Origin of the sequence: Pseudomonas sp. B14-6, from assembly GCF_013260315.1 — a bacterium.
Taxonomy (GTDB): Bacteria; Pseudomonadota; Gammaproteobacteria; order Pseudomonadales; family Pseudomonadaceae; genus Aquipseudomonas; species Aquipseudomonas mandelii.
The window spans coordinates 5095770-5111448 of the sequence record NZ_CP053929.1; the positions used below are offsets into that span (position 1 = coordinate 5095770).

Genomic DNA, 15679 nt, shown 5'->3' on the forward strand with positions numbered 1-15679 from the left:
TTTATCGACATTCGCGTGATATGACCGACTCCAGTCTCTCCGCAAGCCCTTCGAGCTTGAAAATCTACTTCCGCCTGCTCGGCTATGTCCGGCCGTATATCAGCCTGTTTCTGATCAGCATCGTCGGTTTTCTGATTTTCGCTTCGACGCAGCCAATGCTCGGCTACATCCTAAAGTACTTCGTCGACGGCCTGTCCAACCCCGAGGCAGTGCTGTTTCCAACCGTGCCTTACCTGCGAGACCTGCAACTGCTGCAGGCGGTGCCGTTGCTGATCATCCTGATCGCCGCATGGCAGGGGCTGGGATCTTATCTGGGCAACTACTTTCTGGCCAAGGTTTCCCTCGGGCTGGTCCATGATTTACGTGTGCAGTTGTTTAATAACCTGCTGGTTTTGCCCAATCGGTATTTCGACAAGCATAACTCGGGTCATCTGATTTCACGTATCACCTTCAACGTGACGATGGTCACTGGGGCGGCCACAGATGCGATCAAGGTCGTAATCCGAGAAGGCATGACGGTCATCTTCCTGTTCGCCTCGCTGCTGTTCATGAACTGGAAGCTGACGCTGGTGATGGTTGCGATCCTGCCGTTGATCGCGGTGATGGTGCGCACAGCAAGCAAGAAATTCCGCAAGCAAAGCAAGAAAATCCAGTTGGCCATGGGCGACGTGACGCACGTGGCTTCGGAAACCATCCAGGGCTATCGCGTGGTGCGCAGCTTCGGCGGCGAAGTCTACGAAGAAAAGCGCTTTTACGAGGCCAGCCAGGGCAATACTGACAAACAACTGCGCATGACCCGTACCGGCGCCATCTATACGCCGTTGCTGCAACTGGTGATCTACAGCGCCATGGCGGTGCTGATGTTCCTGGTGCTGTACCTGCGCGGCGATGCGTCGGCCGGTGACATGGTCGCCTACATCACCCTGGCCGGCCTGCTTCCCAAGCCGATCCGTCAATTGTCCGAAGTCAGCTCGACCATCCAGAAAGGTGTGGCTGGTGCCGAGAGCATCTTCGAGCAGCTGGACGTCGCGCCGGAAATCGATACCGGCACGGTCGAGCGTGATGCCGTCAGCGGTCGTCTGGACGTGCGCCACTTGAGCTTCACTTACCCGGACACCGATCGCCAGGTACTCGACGACATCAGTTTCTCGGTCGAGCCGGGGCAAATGGTGGCACTGGTCGGGCGTTCGGGCAGCGGCAAGTCGACCCTGGCCAACCTGATTCCGCGTTTCTATCACCACGACAAAGGCGAGATCCTGATCGATGGCGTTGAAGTGGAGCAGTACAAATTGCTGAACCTGCGCAAGCACATCGCCCAGGTGACCCAGCACGTGACCCTGTTCAGCGACACCGTGGCCAACAACATTGCCTATGGCGATCTGGCGGGGGCGCCCCGTGAAGACATCGAAAAAGCGGCAAGAGACGCCTATGCGATGGACTTTATCGCGCAGTTGCCCGAAGGCCTGGACACTCAGGTCGGCGAGAACGGCGTGTTGCTGTCCGGCGGTCAGCGCCAGCGCCTGGCGATTGCCCGTGCGTTGTTGAAGAACGCTCCGTTGCTGATTCTCGACGAAGCCACTTCGGCCCTCGATACCGAGTCCGAGCGGCATATACAGGCGGCACTGGACCAGGTCATGAAAGGCCGGACCACCCTGGTGATCGCTCACCGCTTGTCGACCATCGAGAAGGCGGACCTGATTCTGGTCATGGACCAGGGCCGGATCGTCGAGCGCGGCACCCATGCCGAACTCCTGGCGCACAATGGCTACTACGCCCGACTGAATGCCATGGGCCTCGACGCCCCGGCGGAAGACATCGCCTGACCCTTGTTCACCGGGCGTGCAATGCGCCCGGTGATTTGTATCAGTTATCAGTATTTCTGCTCAATAAATGATCAGATTTGCCTGTCGAATCATCCCGTTGCAGCCGTCGCGCAAGCCAGTGCCAACCCTGTGGTAATATCGCGCCCCTGTTCATTTTGTATGTGGGTTGCTCCATGAAGTTGTCCATGCCGCGATTCGATCAAGCCCCTGTCTTGGTGGTCGGCGATGTCATGCTCGACCGTTACTGGCATGGTGGTACCTCACGGATTTCCCCTGAGGCGCCGGTGCCGGTAGTCAAGGTCGAGCAAATCGAGGACCGCCCGGGCGGTGCCGCCAACGTTGCGTTGAACATTGCCGCCCTCGGCGCACCGGCCTCGCTGGTCGGCGTGACCGGCGACGATGAAGCTGCCGACAGCCTGGCCAATAGCCTCAAGGGCGCTGGCGTGCGGGCATTGTTCCAGCGCATTGCGCACCAGCCGACCATCGTCAAGCTGCGGGTCATGAGCCGTCACCAGCAATTGCTGCGTATCGACTTCGAAGAACCCTTCGCCACCGACGCCCTGGCGCTGGGCGAGCAGGTCGACGAACTGCTCGAAGGCATCAAGGTGCTGGTGCTGTCCGACTACGGCAAAGGCGCACTGAAAAACCATCAGGTGCTGATCCAGGCCGCCCGTGCCCGTGGCATTCCGGTGCTGGCCGATCCCAAGGGCAAGGACTTCTCGATCTACCGTGGCGCGAGCTTGATCACGCCGAACCTCAGCGAATTCGAAACCATCGTTGGCGGTTGCGCCGATGAGCATGAGCTGGTCAGCAAGGGCGCGCAGTTGATGCACGACCTTGACCTCGGCGCGTTGCTGGTGACCCGTGGCGAGCACGGCATGACCTTGTTGCGCCCGGACCATCCGGCGCTGCACCTGCCGGCTCGAGCGCGTGAAGTGTTCGACGTGACCGGTGCCGGCGACACGGTGATTTCCACGCTGGCGGCCGCGATTGCCGCGGGCGAAGAGCTGCCACACGCGGTGGCCCTGGCCAATCTGGCGGCGGGCATCGTCGTCGGCAAGCTCGGTACGGCGGCGATAAGTGCCCCGGAACTGCGTCGTGCCATCCAGCGCGAAGAAGGTTCCGAGCGCGGTGTGCTGGGCCTTGAGCAGTTGCTGCTGGCGGTTGACGATGCGCGAGCACATAAAGAGAAGATTGTTTTCACCAACGGCTGCTTCGACATCCTGCACGCCGGCCACGTGACTTACCTCGAGCAGGCACGCGCCCAAGGCGATCGTCTGATCGTTGCGGTCAACGACGATGCCTCGGTCAGCCGCCTGAAAGGGCCGGGTCGTCCGATCAATAGCGTCGACCGTCGCATGGCCGTACTGGCCGGTCTGGGCGCCGTGGATTGGGTGATCAGCTTCCCTGAAGGCACCCCTGAAAACCTGCTGCGCGAGGTCAAGCCGGACGTGTTGGTCAAGGGCGGGGATTACGGGATCGACCAGGTGGTCGGCGCGGACATCGTGACCGCTTACGGCGGAACCGTGAAAGTACTGGGGCTGGTGGCAAACAGCTCGACTACCGCAATAGTCGAAAAAATCCGCAATAACTGAAGACGACGCGGTCCCTGTGGTGAGGGAGCTTGCTCCCGCTGGGCTGCGAAGCGGCCCCAAAACCATACACCGCGTGATTTCAGGGAATACTCGTTAGCCGGTGCGGCTACTGCGTAGCCGAGCGGGAGCAAGCTCCCTCGCCACACAAGCGCTCTTGTTCCTATCGCACTGCCTTACGCGGCACAATCTTCTTCAGCAATTGCTTCGCCTTCCCGCGTAACCGGGCCAGACCCGAATCCTTCCCCGGCGGGCTCAACCCCTGCTGCCGTACCCAATCCTTCCAACGAATCCGCTCATCGCGCACCAGCCAGCCTTCCTGCTGGGCAAAACTCTCTGCCAGGTACAGCCCGCGCGTACTCGCCGGGTACAGCTGATCCTTTTTCAAGGTATACAGCTCGGCCATCGGCTGGCCGTCCTGCAGCGGCATCAAATACAAATCGGGGCGCTTGCGATCGAGCCGGGCCACCAGCTGATCGCCCTCCAGTCGCTCATCGACATGAAACAGGCTCAGGGACTTGGCTTCCTTGGGTACGTCCAGGCGCAAGTCATAAATCAATTGCAGCGAAGCCGTCGGCAAATGCACGTAAGCCCGCGGACGTTCGATCAACTGCATCTTGGCGCAACGCACAGGCCGCGCGGAGCCGGACAACGGCGTCAGGCGAAAGGGTAATGCCTCGCGATAATGCAGCGCCGAGGAGTAGGGCGCCGGCAGCCAGGTGTCATTGAAGCGTCCGCCAAGCCAGCCTTCGGGGGTTTCCAGCAGGCACTCTTCGGCGATCTCCTGGATCGCCGTATGCAGTGGCAGGTTCAGCTCGTGGGCTGGCACGTAACCGGAGATTAACTTGAGCACCACATCGCCGCGGTCTTGCCGGCGTTGACGCACCAAGACCCAGTAATCGCGATTCTGCCAATGCAGGGTCAGGCGCACCGAGACCCCAAGGTTGGCCAGTTCCAGCGAGAAGCGCTCAGTGTCGGGCACCGTCACCGGGCGGCGACGTTGCAGGGTCTGGGAGAAATTGAGCGGCATCCCGACGCTCTGATAGCTCAAGCCTTCGGGAGTCGCTTCGACGTACAACGGCAGGGTCTTGAAGTTGCTCGGGTTCTTTCTTATGAGCGTGCGCGGCATGTCGGCTCCTGCTTAAGGCCGCGTGGGCGGCATCAGTTTCTACGTAGGACCTGGGCAACGGTCGCGACGTTGTGGGCGAGGTGCAGCGGATTGATGGTCCCGACAATAGCACTGGCAACACCCGGATGTTCAAACAACAACTCGAAGCTGGCGCGCACCGGGTCCACGCCCGGACTCAGGCAGACGTGACCGCTGGCGAGGGCTTTTTTGACCAGAATGGCTTTGCCGTGAGCAGCAGCATAGTCAATGACCGGCTTCTCGCTCTGTTCGTTCAGATTGTAGGTGACCATGGCGCAATCACCCTGTTCCAGAGCCTTCAAACCCCCTTCGACGGTTTTGCCGGAAAAACCGAAGCCGCGAATCTTGCCTTCGGCCTTGAGCGCGGCGAGGGTCGCGTAGACTTCGCTGTCGTTGAGAATTGCCAGGTCGTTGCCGTCGGAGTGCACCAGCACCAGATCGATAACATCTGTTTCCAGGCGTTGCAGGCTGCGCTCCACTGAACGTCGAGTATGGGCGGCGCTGAAGTCGTGACTCGACTGGCCGTCGGCAAATTCTTCGCCGACCTTGCTGACGATCACCCAGTCCTCACGCTGACCACGCAACAGCGGGCCGAGGCGCTCTTCACTGCGGCCATAAGCCGGGGCGGTGTCGATCAGGTTAATGCCCATATCGCGCGCGAGTTTGAGCAGCATGCGCGCTTCGTCATCGCCGGGAATCTGGAAACCGTTGGGGTATTTCACGCCTTGGTCGCGGCCCAGTTTTACCGTGCCCAGGCCCAGGGGCGAAACCATCAGGCCAGTGCTGCCCAGGGGGCGATGCAGGTCGTGCAGGGTCTTTACGCTCATGGCAGCAGTTGCTCCCAGGCTGGAACGCAAATCGGTGGTTTTGGCAAGTCGGGCAGCGGCGCTGTATGGCTTGGCTGGATGCCGTCACGCTGTAAAGACGCGATGACCCGGTCGGCGAAGTCCGGCGCCAGTGCCAGTTTGGTCGGCCAACCGACCAGCAGCCGGCCTTCTTCGGCAAGGAAGGCATTGTCTGGGCGCGTCAGTCCCGATTGCAGCGGTTCGGCGCGATCCACACGCAAGGTGGCCCATTGCGCGGTGCTCAGGTCGATCCATGGCAGCAACTGGCCAAGTTCTTTCTGCGCTGTGGCGATTTGCTCGGCGGGTTCACGGGCAACCCCTTCGGCTTCAGCGATATCGCCGCCCATGTACCAGACCCATTGGCCATCGGCGGCCGGATGGGTGGTCACGGTCAGGCGCGGTTTGGTGCCGCCGCCCAGGCAGTGGGCATACAGCGGTTTGAGGCTCGGGCCTTTGGCGATGATCATGTGCAACGGCCGGCGCTGCATGGCGGGCTGGCTCAGCCCCAGGGCGTCGAGCAGCGTCGCGGTGCCGGCACCGGCGCTGAGCACGATGCGCTGGGCGCGGATCTCACGTCCGTCGACCTTCAGGCCCACCAGAACCCCGGCCTCCAGCAACGGTTCGATCTTCTGACCGGCGAGCAGGCCATCACCGGCCAAGTCGGCCAGGCGCTGAATCAGGCTTGGCACGTCGATGACCAGTTCCGCCAATCGGTAAACCTTGCCCTTGAAGCGCTTGTCTTGCAGGGCCGGCGGCAGTTGGTCGCCCTTGACCTGATCGACACGGCCACGCACGGCTTTGCTGGCGAAGAAACTGGTGAGGTTGCCAGCGAGGGTGCCAGGGGACCAGAGGTAATGGGCTTCGGACAGCAGGCGCACGCCGGTCAGATCCAGCTCGCCGTCGCCGGCAAGGGCTTCACGCCAGCGGCGTGGCATGTCGGCGATGGCTTCCGAGGCACCGGTCAGGGCGCCATGCAGCGCGTACTTGGCGCCGCCGTGGATGATGCCCTGGGACTTCACACTCTGCCCGCCGCCGAGGCTGGCGCTTTCCACCAGCACGGTCGAAAAACCCTGGCGGCGCAGGCGCGCATTCAGCCAGAGGCCGGCGACACCAGCGCCGACAATCAGAACGTCGGTGGAAATAACGGATGGCATGCAGCGACCTCAGTGTTCAAGACGAGGGCGCAGTATACAGACTCGAAGATTGGAGGTTTTATTGCCTCTCAACAGAGGCTATACGCAGGACCTGTGGCGAGGGAGCTTGCTCCCGTTGGGTCGCGAAGCGGCCCCAAAATCTAACGATGCGGTTATTCAGATAAACCGCATCAGGCTATTTACGACTGCTTCGCAGCCGAGCGGGAGCAAGCTCCCTCGCCACAGGGGATCGGGGTGACAGTCAGTGGCCAGCGGTTTTGGAGAAGAGCTGGATGACGACGACGCCCAATACGATCAACGCCATCCCCAGCATCGCCGGTACATCCAGTTTCTGCCCGTAGATAAACAGCGCCGCGATGCTGACCATCACGATGCCCAAACCGGCCCACACCGCATAAGCGACGCCCACCGGAACGCTGCGCACCACCAGGGTCAGCATCCAGAAGGCAATGCCGTAACCGACAATCACCAGAATCAGCGGCAGCGGGGTGCTGAAGCCTTTGACGGCTTTCATTGAAACGGTCGCGATCACTTCGGCGCAGATGGCAATGGCCAGGTAGTAGTAAGCGGTCATAGGTGCATCCTCGTGTGAAGTGTTGCTGTCTGAGTTCGGCATTCTAGAGATTCTCCAGATGCGGTAAAGTCATTACCTATCTGTTCTGAAGATGGGTTGACTCATGAGCATGCAATGGAATCTGGAGCAGCTGCGCCTGTTTGTCAGCGTAGCGGAGCAACGTTCGTTTTCTGCCGTAGCACGGGTTCAGCGCAAGGCGCAGTCGGCGGTCAGCAGTTCGATTGCGCTGCTGGAGGAAGACCTCGGCGTCAGCCTGTTCGACCGCAGCAGCGGCCGGCAGCCGAAACTCACCGAGGCCGGCAATGCCTTGCTGGAGGAGGCGCGGGAAGTCTTGCGTCAGTGCGAGCGCCTGAACGGTCGGGCGCTGGCGATGATGCGCGGACAGGAAGCGCGTTTGCGCGTGGCTCAGGATGAGGCGATGCCCTATCAGCCGATCATCGAAAGCTTTGCAGCCCTGGCCGACAAATTTCCCAGCCTTGAAGTGCAGCTGACCAGTGCGGCTCAAGGTGATGTGGCGCGCAAACTGGTCGAGCGTCGGGCCGATCTGGGACTGTTGTTTTATCACGACCAGATCCCCGAAGCGCTTGAGCGTCGGGTGCTCGGCAGCGTCGAAATGCTCACCGTATGCGGCGTGCGTCATCCCCTGGCGAAACAGGCGCGCGTTGATTGTCAGCAACTGGCGCAGCACCGCCAGCTGTTGATGTCCACCCAGTCCAGTGTCTATCCCGGCAGTGAGCCGGCCAGTCCGCAGGTCTGGCGGGCTGACAGCTTCTACGTGATGGCCGAATGGCTGGTGCGCGGCCTCGGCTGGGCCTGGCTGCCACGGCACGTGGTGCAGTACCCGGCGTATCAGGACCTGATGGTCGAACTGGACAGCGAATGGACCCCGCCGGCGCTGGTTGTTGAGCTGGTCTGGCGCCGCGATGAACCCCTCGGCCCGGCGGCTCGTTGGCTGGCAGAACGTTTTGCCGTGCATTTGCGGGCGATCGGCGAAAAAACCGATAAACTCCGCCGCCATGAATAGAACTCTCTACACCGCGCTGTTTTACTTGGGGCTGCCATTGGTAGCGATTCGGCTGTGGCTGCGTTCGCGCAAGGCGCCGGCGTATGCCAAACGCATTGGCGAACGCTTCTCCCTCGGCCTGCCGACGATGAAGCCGGGCGGCATCTGGGTGCACGCGGTGTCCGTGGGCGAGAGCATTGCCGCAGCGCCGATGATTCGCGCCCTGCTGCAACGTTATCCACAGCTGCCGATTACCGTGACCTGCATGACCCCGACCGGTTCGGAGCGCATCCATGCCCTGTTTGCCAACGAGCCGCGCATCCAGCACTGCTATTTGCCTTACGACTTGCCGTGCGCGGCGGCACGGTTTCTCGATCGGGTCCAGCCGAAACTGGCGGTAATCATGGAGACCGAACTCTGGCCGAACCACATCCATCAGTGCGCCAAGCGCGGGATTGCGGTGGCGTTGGCCAATGCGCGATTGTCCGAACGTTCGGCCAAGGGCTATGGCCGCTTCCGGAAACTCACCCAGCCGATGCTCGCCGAGATGAGCCTGTTCGCGGTGCAGACCGAAGCCGAAGCTCAGCGCTTCCTTAACCTGGGTGCGCGTGCGGACACTGTCGAAGTGACCGGCTCGATCAAGTTTGACCTGACCATCGATCCGCAATTGCTTCTGCGCGCCACCGAATTGCGCGCGCAATGGCAGGCGCAGGAACGCCCGGTGTGGATCGCCGCGAGTACTCACGAAGGTGAAGACGAAGTGGTGCTGGCGGCCCATCGTCAGTTGCTGGCCAATCATCCCGATGCGTTGCTGATTCTGGTGCCACGTCATCCAGAGCGTTTCAACTCAGTGTTCGCCTTGTGCCAGCAGCAGGGATTCGCCACGGTGCGTCGTTCCTCCGGCGAGCCGGTCACGGCTAATACGTCGGTGTTGCTGGGCGACACCATGGGTGAGTTGCTGTTTCTTTATGCCTTGGCGGACAGCGCGTTTGTCGGCGGCAGCCTGGTGCCGAACGGCGGGCATAACCTGCTGGAACCGGCGGCGCTGGCCAAACCGGTGCTGTGCGGCCCGCACCTGTTCAACTTCCTCGAAATCGCCGCACAATTGCGCAGCGCCGGGGCGTTGCAGGAAGTGGAGGATGCCGAAGGCCTGGCGCTGGCGGTGCAGCGGCTGTTCGAATTGCCGCGCGATGCGCAGCGAATGGCGGAGGCTGGGTTGAAAGTGATGCGCACCAATCAAGGCGCGTTGCAGCGGCTACTGGATGGGTTGGGGCGGTTGATCGACTTGACTTGATACCTGTGGCGAGGGAGCTTGCTCCCGTTCGGCTGCGAAGCAGTCGTCAGTCCGGCTTTCTCGGTGTGTCAGGAAACTGCGAGTTGCAGGAGTTGGGGCCGCTTCGCAGCCCAGCGGGAGCAAGCTCCCTCGCCACAGAACCGGTTTTCACTGCGTTGGATTTGCCTTCAACTGCGCCGCCGCAGCCTTCGCCAGATCCGGTGGCAGGAAGTCCTTGTCCGGGTTGTAGTCGGCCTTGAGATAACGCGCCAGGTCCTGCAAATCCCCCGGGTTCAACGTGCCGGCAGCCTGCTTCAAACGCAGGTTGTCGAGGATGTAGTCGTAGCGGGTGTTGTTGTAGTTGCGCACCGAGGTGTACAGCTGACGCTGGGCATCCAGCACGTCAACGATATTTCGCGTGCCGACCTGATAACCGATTTCAGTCGCTTCCACCGCACTCTGGTTGGAGATGATCGACTGTTTGCGTGCCTGCACCTGCTCGACGTCGGTGTTCACCGCCCGGTGCAGGTTGCGGGTGCTTTCCACGATTTGCCGGCGCAGGGATTCACGTTGCTGCTCGGACTGGTCCAGTTGCGCATACGATTGGCGCACCTGGGAGTTGATCAGGCCGCCACTGTAGATCGGGATGTTCACTTGCAGGCCCACCGTCGTTTGTTCGACGTTGCCGCCATACGGCTGGCCAAAGGCGTTCGGGTTGCCGAAGCCCAAGGCGTCGTTATCACCTTTTTCGTACTTCGCCACGGCATCGAGGGTCGGTGCATGACCCGCCTTGCGCTGCTTGAGTGTTTCTTCGGCAGCACTGACAGCGTAGTTGCTGGCCAGCAAATTAAGGTTCTGCTTCGCCGCGGTATCGACCCAGGCCTTGGCATCATTCGGTGATGGCGGCAGGATCGGCAGTGTGTGGACAATGCCCTGGATCGAGTTGTATTGGCGGTTGGTCAGGGTGATCAACGCTTCGAACGCATCATCCACCTGGCGCTGGGCGAGGATCCGGTTGGCCCGTGCCGTGTCGTAGCTGGCTTGCGACTGCAGCACGTCGGTCTTGTCCGACAGGCCGACATCGAAGCGCTCGTTGGACTGGTCGAGCTGGCGTTTGAACGCCGCTTCCTCGGCCTTGGTCGAGGCCAGGTTGTCCTGGGTGCGCAGAACGTTGAAGTAGCTTTCGGCTGTCTGCAGGATCAGGTTCTGTTCAGTTGCCGAGAGTTGCAACGCGGCCTGTTCGTTGACGTCCTTGGCGGCCTGGAACTGGAACCAGCGATCGGCACGGAACAGCGGTTGTGCCAACGTCGCTTGATAGGAATGAGCGTTACGGTTGGCGGTGGCCGAAGGCTGATCGATCGTGGTGCGCACGTTGGCGAGCTCGGCGCCGCCCGAGAGATTGGGCAGCAGCCCGGCGCGGGCCTGGGGCACCACTTCTTTCTGGGCACCGTATTGGGCACGGGCGGCAGCCAGGTCGGCGTTGTTGTCCACCGCTTCCTGGTAGACGCTGACCAGATCGGTTTTGGTCGATAAGGGCGCTTCTGCTGCCCAGGCCATTCCATTGGACGCACAAGACACGGCAAGGGCCAGTGATAGGTTGCGCAGCATGAGGCCATCCCTAAAATTACGCTGATAATTTGAGCGCCAAGGCTACGGCGCGGCCCATACAGCGTCAAGGCGCAGCATGGCTTGGCGAGTGTAATTGTCGCCAAGCACGGCAACAATCCGGTAATTGCGCCATTCATCATGGTGTTTACCGCGGTGTTGGCGTTCTTTGCCAGTTGTGTCTAGACTGGCCGGGTTCTTGTCGGGGTGCCTTGCTATGAGGCTGAGATCGAATAATTTCGGATCCCGTTGAACCTGATCAGGTTAGCGCCTGCGTAGGGAACAAGATTTCTCGTCACCCGGCGAGTCCTCTTGTGCTTCGTCCGGGATGTTGTTCGACAATCGAACACCCCTCGAGCACTGAGCACAGCACCAACGGCTTCGTTATGGCTGATTGGTCGCGTCCATTCGTTACAGGTTCGCTCCGACAAAATTCCACTGCCTGGATGCTGTCTGGAGAGCCCGTGATGACGATAAAACTAAAAAACACTACGAACCTGAGTGACTCGGCCCAAGTCGATCAACAATCGGTTCAGCCGTTTACCCGCTCGCAAAAAATCTATGTCCAGGGTTCCCGCCCGGACATCCTTGTACCGATGCGCGAAATCAGCCTCGACGTGACCCCGACCGACTTCGGCGGCGAGATCAACGCACCCGTGGTTGTGTACGACACCTCGGGCCCGTACACCGACCCCAACGTCATCATCGACGTGCGCAAAGGCCTGGCTGATGTGCGCTCGCCTTGGATTGAATCCCGTGGCGACACCGAGCGCCTGTCCGGCCTGAGCTCGAACTTCGGCCAGGAACGCCTCGCCGACGCCGAACTGACCAAGCTGCGTTTCGCCCACGTCAACAACCCGCGCCGCGCCAAGGCCGGGGCCAACGTCAGCCAGATGCACTACGCCCGCAAAGGCATCATTACCGCCGAGATGGAATACGTCGCCATCCGCGAAAACATGAAGCTCGAAGTGGCTCGCGCCGCCGGGCTGCTGGACCAGCAACACGCCGGTCACAGCTTCGGTGCCAGCGTGCCGAAAATCATCACCCCTGAATTTGTCCGTGACGAGATCGCCCGCGGTCGCGCGATCATTCCGGCCAACATCAACCACACCGAACTGGAACCGATGATCATCGGCCGTAACTTCCTGGTGAAGATCAACGGCAACATCGGCAACAGCGCCTTGGGTTCGTCCATCGAAGAAGAAGTGGCGAAACTGACCTGGGGCATTCGCTGGGGGTCGGACACGGTCATGGACCTGTCCACCGGCAAGCACATTCACGAAACCCGCGAGTGGATCATCCGCAACTCGCCGGTGCCTATCGGTACCGTGCCGATCTATCAAGCGTTGGAAAAAGTCGGCGGCGCCGCCGAAGACCTGACCTGGGAGCTGTTCCGCGACACGCTGATCGAACAGGCCGAGCAGGGCGTCGACTACTTCACCATCCACGCCGGCGTGTTGCTGCGCTACGTGCCGCTGACCGCCAAACGCGTCACCGGGATCGTTTCCCGTGGCGGCTCGATCATGGCCAAGTGGTGCCTGGCCCACCACAAAGAGAACTTCCTCTACACCCATTTCGAAGACATCTGCGAAATCATGAAGGCCTACGACGTCAGCTTCTCGCTGGGCGATGGCCTGCGTCCGGGCTCGATTGCCGACGCCAACGACGCCGCGCAATTCGGTGAGCTGGAAACCCTCGGCGAGCTGACCAAGATCGCATGGAAGCACGATGTGCAATGCATGATCGAGGGCCCTGGCCACGTGCCGATGCAGTTGATCAAGGAAAACATGGACAAGCAGCTCGAGTGCTGCGACGAGGCGCCGTTCTACACCCTCGGTCCGCTGACCACTGACATCGCACCGGGATACGACCACATCACCTCGGGTATCGGTGCGGCGATGATCGGCTGGTTCGGTTGCGCCATGCTTTGCTACGTGACGCCGAAGGAGCACTTGGGCCTGCCGAACAAGGATGACGTGAAGACCGGGATCATCACCTACAAGATCGCCGCGCATGCCGCCGATCTGGCCAAAGGGCATCCGGGCGCGCAGATCCGCGACAATGCCTTGAGCAAGGCGCGTTTCGAATTCCGTTGGGAAGACCAGTTCAACCTGGGCCTTGATCCCGACACCGCTCGTTCGTATCACGATGAGACCTTGCCGAAGGATTCGGCCAAGGTCGCGCATTTCTGCTCCATGTGCGGGCCGAAATTCTGTTCGATGAAGATCACCCAGGAAGTCCGCGAATACGCGGCTAACCAACGGATCGAAACCGTCGACGCCGAAGTCGCCCAGGGATTGGCGGACCAGGCTGAGCGGTTCAAGCAGGAAGGCAGTCAGCTGTACAAGAAAATCTAGCCACGAGCGACAAGCGACAAGCTGCAAGAAGAAGCGGTTTGCTTCTAACTTGTAGCTTGCAGCTTGAAACTTGTCTCTGCTCTTATTGAGATAACACCCTTGAGCATTCAACCCAGCACTTATTCCCCCGACATCGCGGTGCCCATGGACAAACGTGTCTTTGGCGGTCGCGATCTGTTTTCCCTGTGGTTCTCCCTCGGCATCGGCCTGATGGTGCTGCAGACCGGCGCCTTGCTCGCGCCATGTCTGGGCCTGTCCGGCTCGTTGCTGGCGATCTTCCTCGGCACGCTGGTCGGCGTTCTGCTGCTGGCCGCCGTCGGCGTGATCGGCAGCGACACCGGCCTGTCGTCGATGGCCGCGCTCAAGCTCAGCCTCGGCAAACGTGGCGCGAGCCTGCCGGCCGTGCTGAACCTGCTGCAACTGATCGGTTGGGGTTCGTTCGAAATCATTGTGATGCGCGACGCTGCCAGTTTGCTGGGTGCGCGGGCGTTCAGCGAAGGCAGCCTGCTGTCGAATCCACTGCTCTGGACCGTATTTTTTGGTGGTTTGGCGACCTTGCTGGCCGTCAGCGGTCCGTTGACGTTCGTGCGACAAATCCTGCGCAAGTGGGGTATCTGGCTGTTGCTGGCCGCGTGCATCTGGCTGACGTGGAACCTGTTTGCCAAGGCCGATCTGACCGCGTTGTGGGCACAGGCCGGTGACGGTTCGATGCCCTTCGCCGTGGGCTTCGACATTGCCATTGCGATGCCGCTGTCGTGGCTGCCGCTGATTGCCGACTACTCACGCTTCGGCAAGCGTGCGAAAAATGTGTTCGGCGGTACAGCGATTGGCTTCTTTATCGGCAACTTCTGGCTGATGAGCCTCGGCGTGGCCTACACCCTGGCGTTCGCGCCGAGCGGTGAAGTGAATGCCTTGTTGCTGGCGCTGGCGGGTGCAGGCCTGGGCATTCCGCTGCTGCTGATTCTGCTCGACGAGTCGGAAAACGCCTTCGCCGACATTCACTCGGCGGCTGTCTCCAGCGGAATTCTGTTGCGCTTGAAAGTCGAGCATCTTGCGTTGGCCATCGGCGTGATTTGCACACTGATTGCGTGCCTGGCGCCACTGGCGCAGTACCAGAACTTCCTGCTGTTGATCGGTTCGGTGTTTGCGCCGCTGTTCGGCGTGGTGCTGGTGGATCACTTCATTCTGCGCAAACGCAGTGCTCAGGTGGCGTCAGCCGCGTTGCGCTGGCCGGCGCTGCTCGCCTGGTTGGGCGGGGTGAGCACCTATCATTTGTTGGCCAATCTGTATCCGGACATCGGCGCAACCCTGCCGTCGTTGATTCTGGCAGGGTTGCTCCAGCTAGTGCTGGGCCGGGCCTTCAGTTACGGCCGGGAAACAGCTCGGGCTTGAGAATGCCGTTCAGGCGCGGGTAGGGGATCTTCAGTTCGACGTGGCCCAGCGCGTAAGGCGCGATGGTGCTCACTTCGTACTTGAGGATCACCCCGCCGTAGGTCAGCGCCACATTCTGGGTTTTCTGGAACGGCCACTGCTTCACGAACTCCGGTTCCTGATCGAGCTTGGTGCTGATCAGCCAGCTGTTGTGCGCCACTTGCGCGGCTTTCCAGAACGCCTCTTCCTGACCCGGCACCAACATGTCGGACAAGGTCAGCACTTTATGCTGCTGGCGCGAATAGTTGATGAAGCCGCGGCCTGGTGTGCCATGTGCGCCGCCGGTGTCCAGGTAGCTGGAAAACTCGACGATCACCAAGCCGTCATGCTGCTCACGTACCTTGGCTTGCAGGTAGCTGCTGTTACGCGGGCCAGCGGTGCGCAAAAACTCATCGCGATAGGCCGCCAGCGTCGGTGCCGCAGGGGCTTCGGGCGAGGTGCGGGTCATTTGCAGCAGGCGCTTTTCGACAATACCGTCAAGCTGAGGCTCGGCCGGGAAGCGCAGCGTATCGATGTTCACTAGCGGGCAGTCAGGCGTCGTGCAACCCGGTTTCAGTGTTTCGGTGGCGTCGCGGGTAGTTTCCAGCGGAGCTCGGTAGTTGGGTTGGAACAAACTCTGGCAGGCACCCAGGGTCAGGGCGATTGCGGCCACGGAGGCGATTTTAAAAAGCGACATGGGCGTCCTTCGTAAAACAGGGAAAGGCAAAAAGTTATCCGCTTCGACTCTCAACGAAGCAGTCAGTTCGCCACTAAGCTAATTAGAGTTGGTTTCGCCCTCACCGTCTATCTCGCTGACGGGAAAGGGGCTGCATCAAACGGCGCGGGCGCGTTAGGATGGCGCGAAGTCGAGGTTGGAGCCTCTTCATGGATTTGCA

General features: G+C 60.9%; 12 protein-coding genes and 1 riboswitch. Of the genes, 6 read left to right on the forward strand and 6 right to left on the reverse strand.

The features are described from left to right. Positions 1-20 precede the first annotated feature (20 nt). Positions 21-1823, forward strand: coding sequence for a lipid A export permease/ATP-binding protein MsbA (gene msbA / locus HP062_RS23255; RefSeq protein WP_083375191.1), 1803 nt, complete (start codon positions 21-23; stop codon positions 1821-1823). A 173-nt stretch (positions 1824-1996) separates the two neighbouring features. After that, positions 1997-3418 (forward strand): bifunctional D-glycero-beta-D-manno-heptose-7-phosphate kinase/D-glycero-beta-D-manno-heptose 1-phosphate adenylyltransferase HldE, encoded by a 1422-nt coding sequence (hldE, locus tag HP062_RS23260; RefSeq protein ID WP_010464267.1) that lies wholly within the window; start codon positions 1997-1999, stop codon positions 3416-3418. Positions 3419-3578: 160 nt separating this feature from the next. Here the strand turns inward: hldE and HP062_RS23265 are convergent, their stop codons facing one another. The 4 genes from HP062_RS23265 to HP062_RS23280 all read right to left on the reverse strand — a co-directional run bounded on the left by HP062_RS23265 (position 3579) and on the right by HP062_RS23280 (position 7135). Beyond that, complete coding sequence (locus HP062_RS23265) at positions 3579-4544, reverse strand: hypothetical protein (protein WP_010464265.1); 966 nt, start codon at positions 4542-4544, stop codon at positions 3579-3581. Between the two features lie 32 nt (positions 4545-4576). Next, positions 4577-5389 carry an aldo/keto reductase gene (locus tag HP062_RS23270; RefSeq protein ID WP_077747663.1) on the reverse strand — a complete coding sequence of 271 codons (813 nt, stop codon included), beginning with the start codon at positions 5387-5389 and terminating at the stop codon, positions 4577-4579. Then, positions 5386-6561 carry an FAD-binding oxidoreductase gene (locus HP062_RS23275; protein WP_077747664.1) on the reverse strand — a complete coding sequence of 392 codons (1176 nt, stop codon included), beginning with the start codon at positions 6559-6561 and terminating at the stop codon, positions 5386-5388. The genes HP062_RS23270 and HP062_RS23275 overlap by 4 nt, the downstream gene beginning before the upstream one ends. 241 nt (positions 6562-6802) lie before the next feature. After that, positions 6803-7135 (reverse strand): multidrug efflux SMR transporter, encoded by a 333-nt coding sequence (locus HP062_RS23280; protein WP_010464258.1) that lies wholly within the window; start codon positions 7133-7135, stop codon positions 6803-6805. A 103-nt stretch (positions 7136-7238) separates the two neighbouring features. Between HP062_RS23280 and HP062_RS23285 the strand changes: the two genes are divergently transcribed. Both HP062_RS23285 and waaA read left to right on the forward strand, forming a co-directional pair. Continuing rightward, positions 7239-8159 carry a LysR family transcriptional regulator gene (locus HP062_RS23285; protein WP_172792087.1) on the forward strand — a complete coding sequence of 307 codons (921 nt, stop codon included), beginning with the start codon at positions 7239-7241 and terminating at the stop codon, positions 8157-8159. Further along, positions 8152-9432, forward strand: a complete 1281-nt coding sequence (waaA, locus tag HP062_RS23290) for a lipid IV(A) 3-deoxy-D-manno-octulosonic acid transferase (RefSeq protein ID WP_010464254.1) — start codon at positions 8152-8154, stop codon at positions 9430-9432. The genes HP062_RS23285 and waaA overlap by 8 nt, the downstream gene beginning before the upstream one ends. 147 nt (positions 9433-9579) lie before the next feature. Here the strand turns inward: waaA and HP062_RS23295 are convergent, their stop codons facing one another. Beyond that, positions 9580-11019: a TolC family outer membrane protein gene (locus tag HP062_RS23295; RefSeq protein WP_172792088.1), complete on the reverse strand. Its 1440-nt coding sequence runs from the start codon at positions 11017-11019 to the stop codon at positions 9580-9582. A gap of 190 nt (positions 11020-11209) precedes the next feature. Next, positions 11210-11315, forward strand: a riboswitch (TPP riboswitch). Positions 11316-11483: 168 nt separating this feature from the next. On the opposite strand from HP062_RS23295, the gene thiC reads away from it, so the two are divergent. Both thiC and cytX read left to right on the forward strand, forming a co-directional pair. Continuing rightward, on the forward strand, positions 11484-13373 hold the full coding sequence (gene thiC, locus HP062_RS23300; protein ID WP_077747667.1) for a phosphomethylpyrimidine synthase ThiC: 1890 nt from the start codon (positions 11484-11486) through the stop codon (positions 13371-13373). A gap of 99 nt (positions 13374-13472) precedes the next feature. Then, positions 13473-14765 (forward strand): putative hydroxymethylpyrimidine transporter CytX, encoded by a 1293-nt coding sequence (gene cytX, locus HP062_RS23305; RefSeq protein WP_172792089.1) that lies wholly within the window; start codon positions 13473-13475, stop codon positions 14763-14765. Here the strand turns inward: cytX and HP062_RS23310 are convergent. Then, the gene (locus HP062_RS23310) at positions 14734-15480 is read right to left on the reverse strand and encodes an RsiV family protein (RefSeq protein WP_010464245.1); all 747 of its coding nucleotides are present in this window, start codon (positions 15478-15480) and stop codon (positions 14734-14736) included. The two genes, cytX and HP062_RS23310, sit on opposite strands and share 32 nt — an antisense overlap. Positions 15481-15679 lie beyond the last annotated feature (199 nt).

Bases quoted from the DNA above. Each gene is read 5' to 3' on its own strand.
- msbA (WP_083375191.1), top strand. From the start codon at position 21: ATGACCGACTCCAGTCTCTCCGCAAGCCCTTCGAGCTTGAAAATCTAC.
- hldE (WP_010464267.1), top strand. From the start codon at position 1,997: ATGAAGTTGTCCATGCCGCGATTCGATCAAGCCCCTGTCTTGGTGGTC.
- HP062_RS23265 (WP_010464265.1), bottom strand. From the start codon at position 4,544: ATGCCGCGCACGCTCATAAGAAAGAACCCGAGCAACTTCAAGACCCTG.
- HP062_RS23270 (WP_077747663.1), bottom strand. From the start codon at position 5,389: ATGAGCGTAAAGACCCTGCACGACCTGCATCGCCCCCTGGGCAGCACT.
- HP062_RS23275 (WP_077747664.1), bottom strand. From the start codon at position 6,561: ATGCCATCCGTTATTTCCACCGACGTTCTGATTGTCGGCGCTGGTGTC.
- HP062_RS23280 (WP_010464258.1), bottom strand. From the start codon at position 7,135: ATGACCGCTTACTACTACCTGGCCATTGCCATCTGCGCCGAAGTGATC.
- HP062_RS23285 (WP_172792087.1), top strand. From the start codon at position 7,239: ATGAGCATGCAATGGAATCTGGAGCAGCTGCGCCTGTTTGTCAGCGTA.
- waaA (WP_010464254.1), top strand. From the start codon at position 8,152: ATGAATAGAACTCTCTACACCGCGCTGTTTTACTTGGGGCTGCCATTG.
- HP062_RS23295 (WP_172792088.1), bottom strand. From the start codon at position 11,019: ATGCTGCGCAACCTATCACTGGCCCTTGCCGTGTCTTGTGCGTCCAAT.
- thiC (WP_077747667.1), top strand. From the start codon at position 11,484: ATGACGATAAAACTAAAAAACACTACGAACCTGAGTGACTCGGCCCAA.
- HP062_RS23310 (WP_010464245.1), bottom strand. From the start codon at position 15,480: ATGTCGCTTTTTAAAATCGCCTCCGTGGCCGCAATCGCCCTGACCCTG.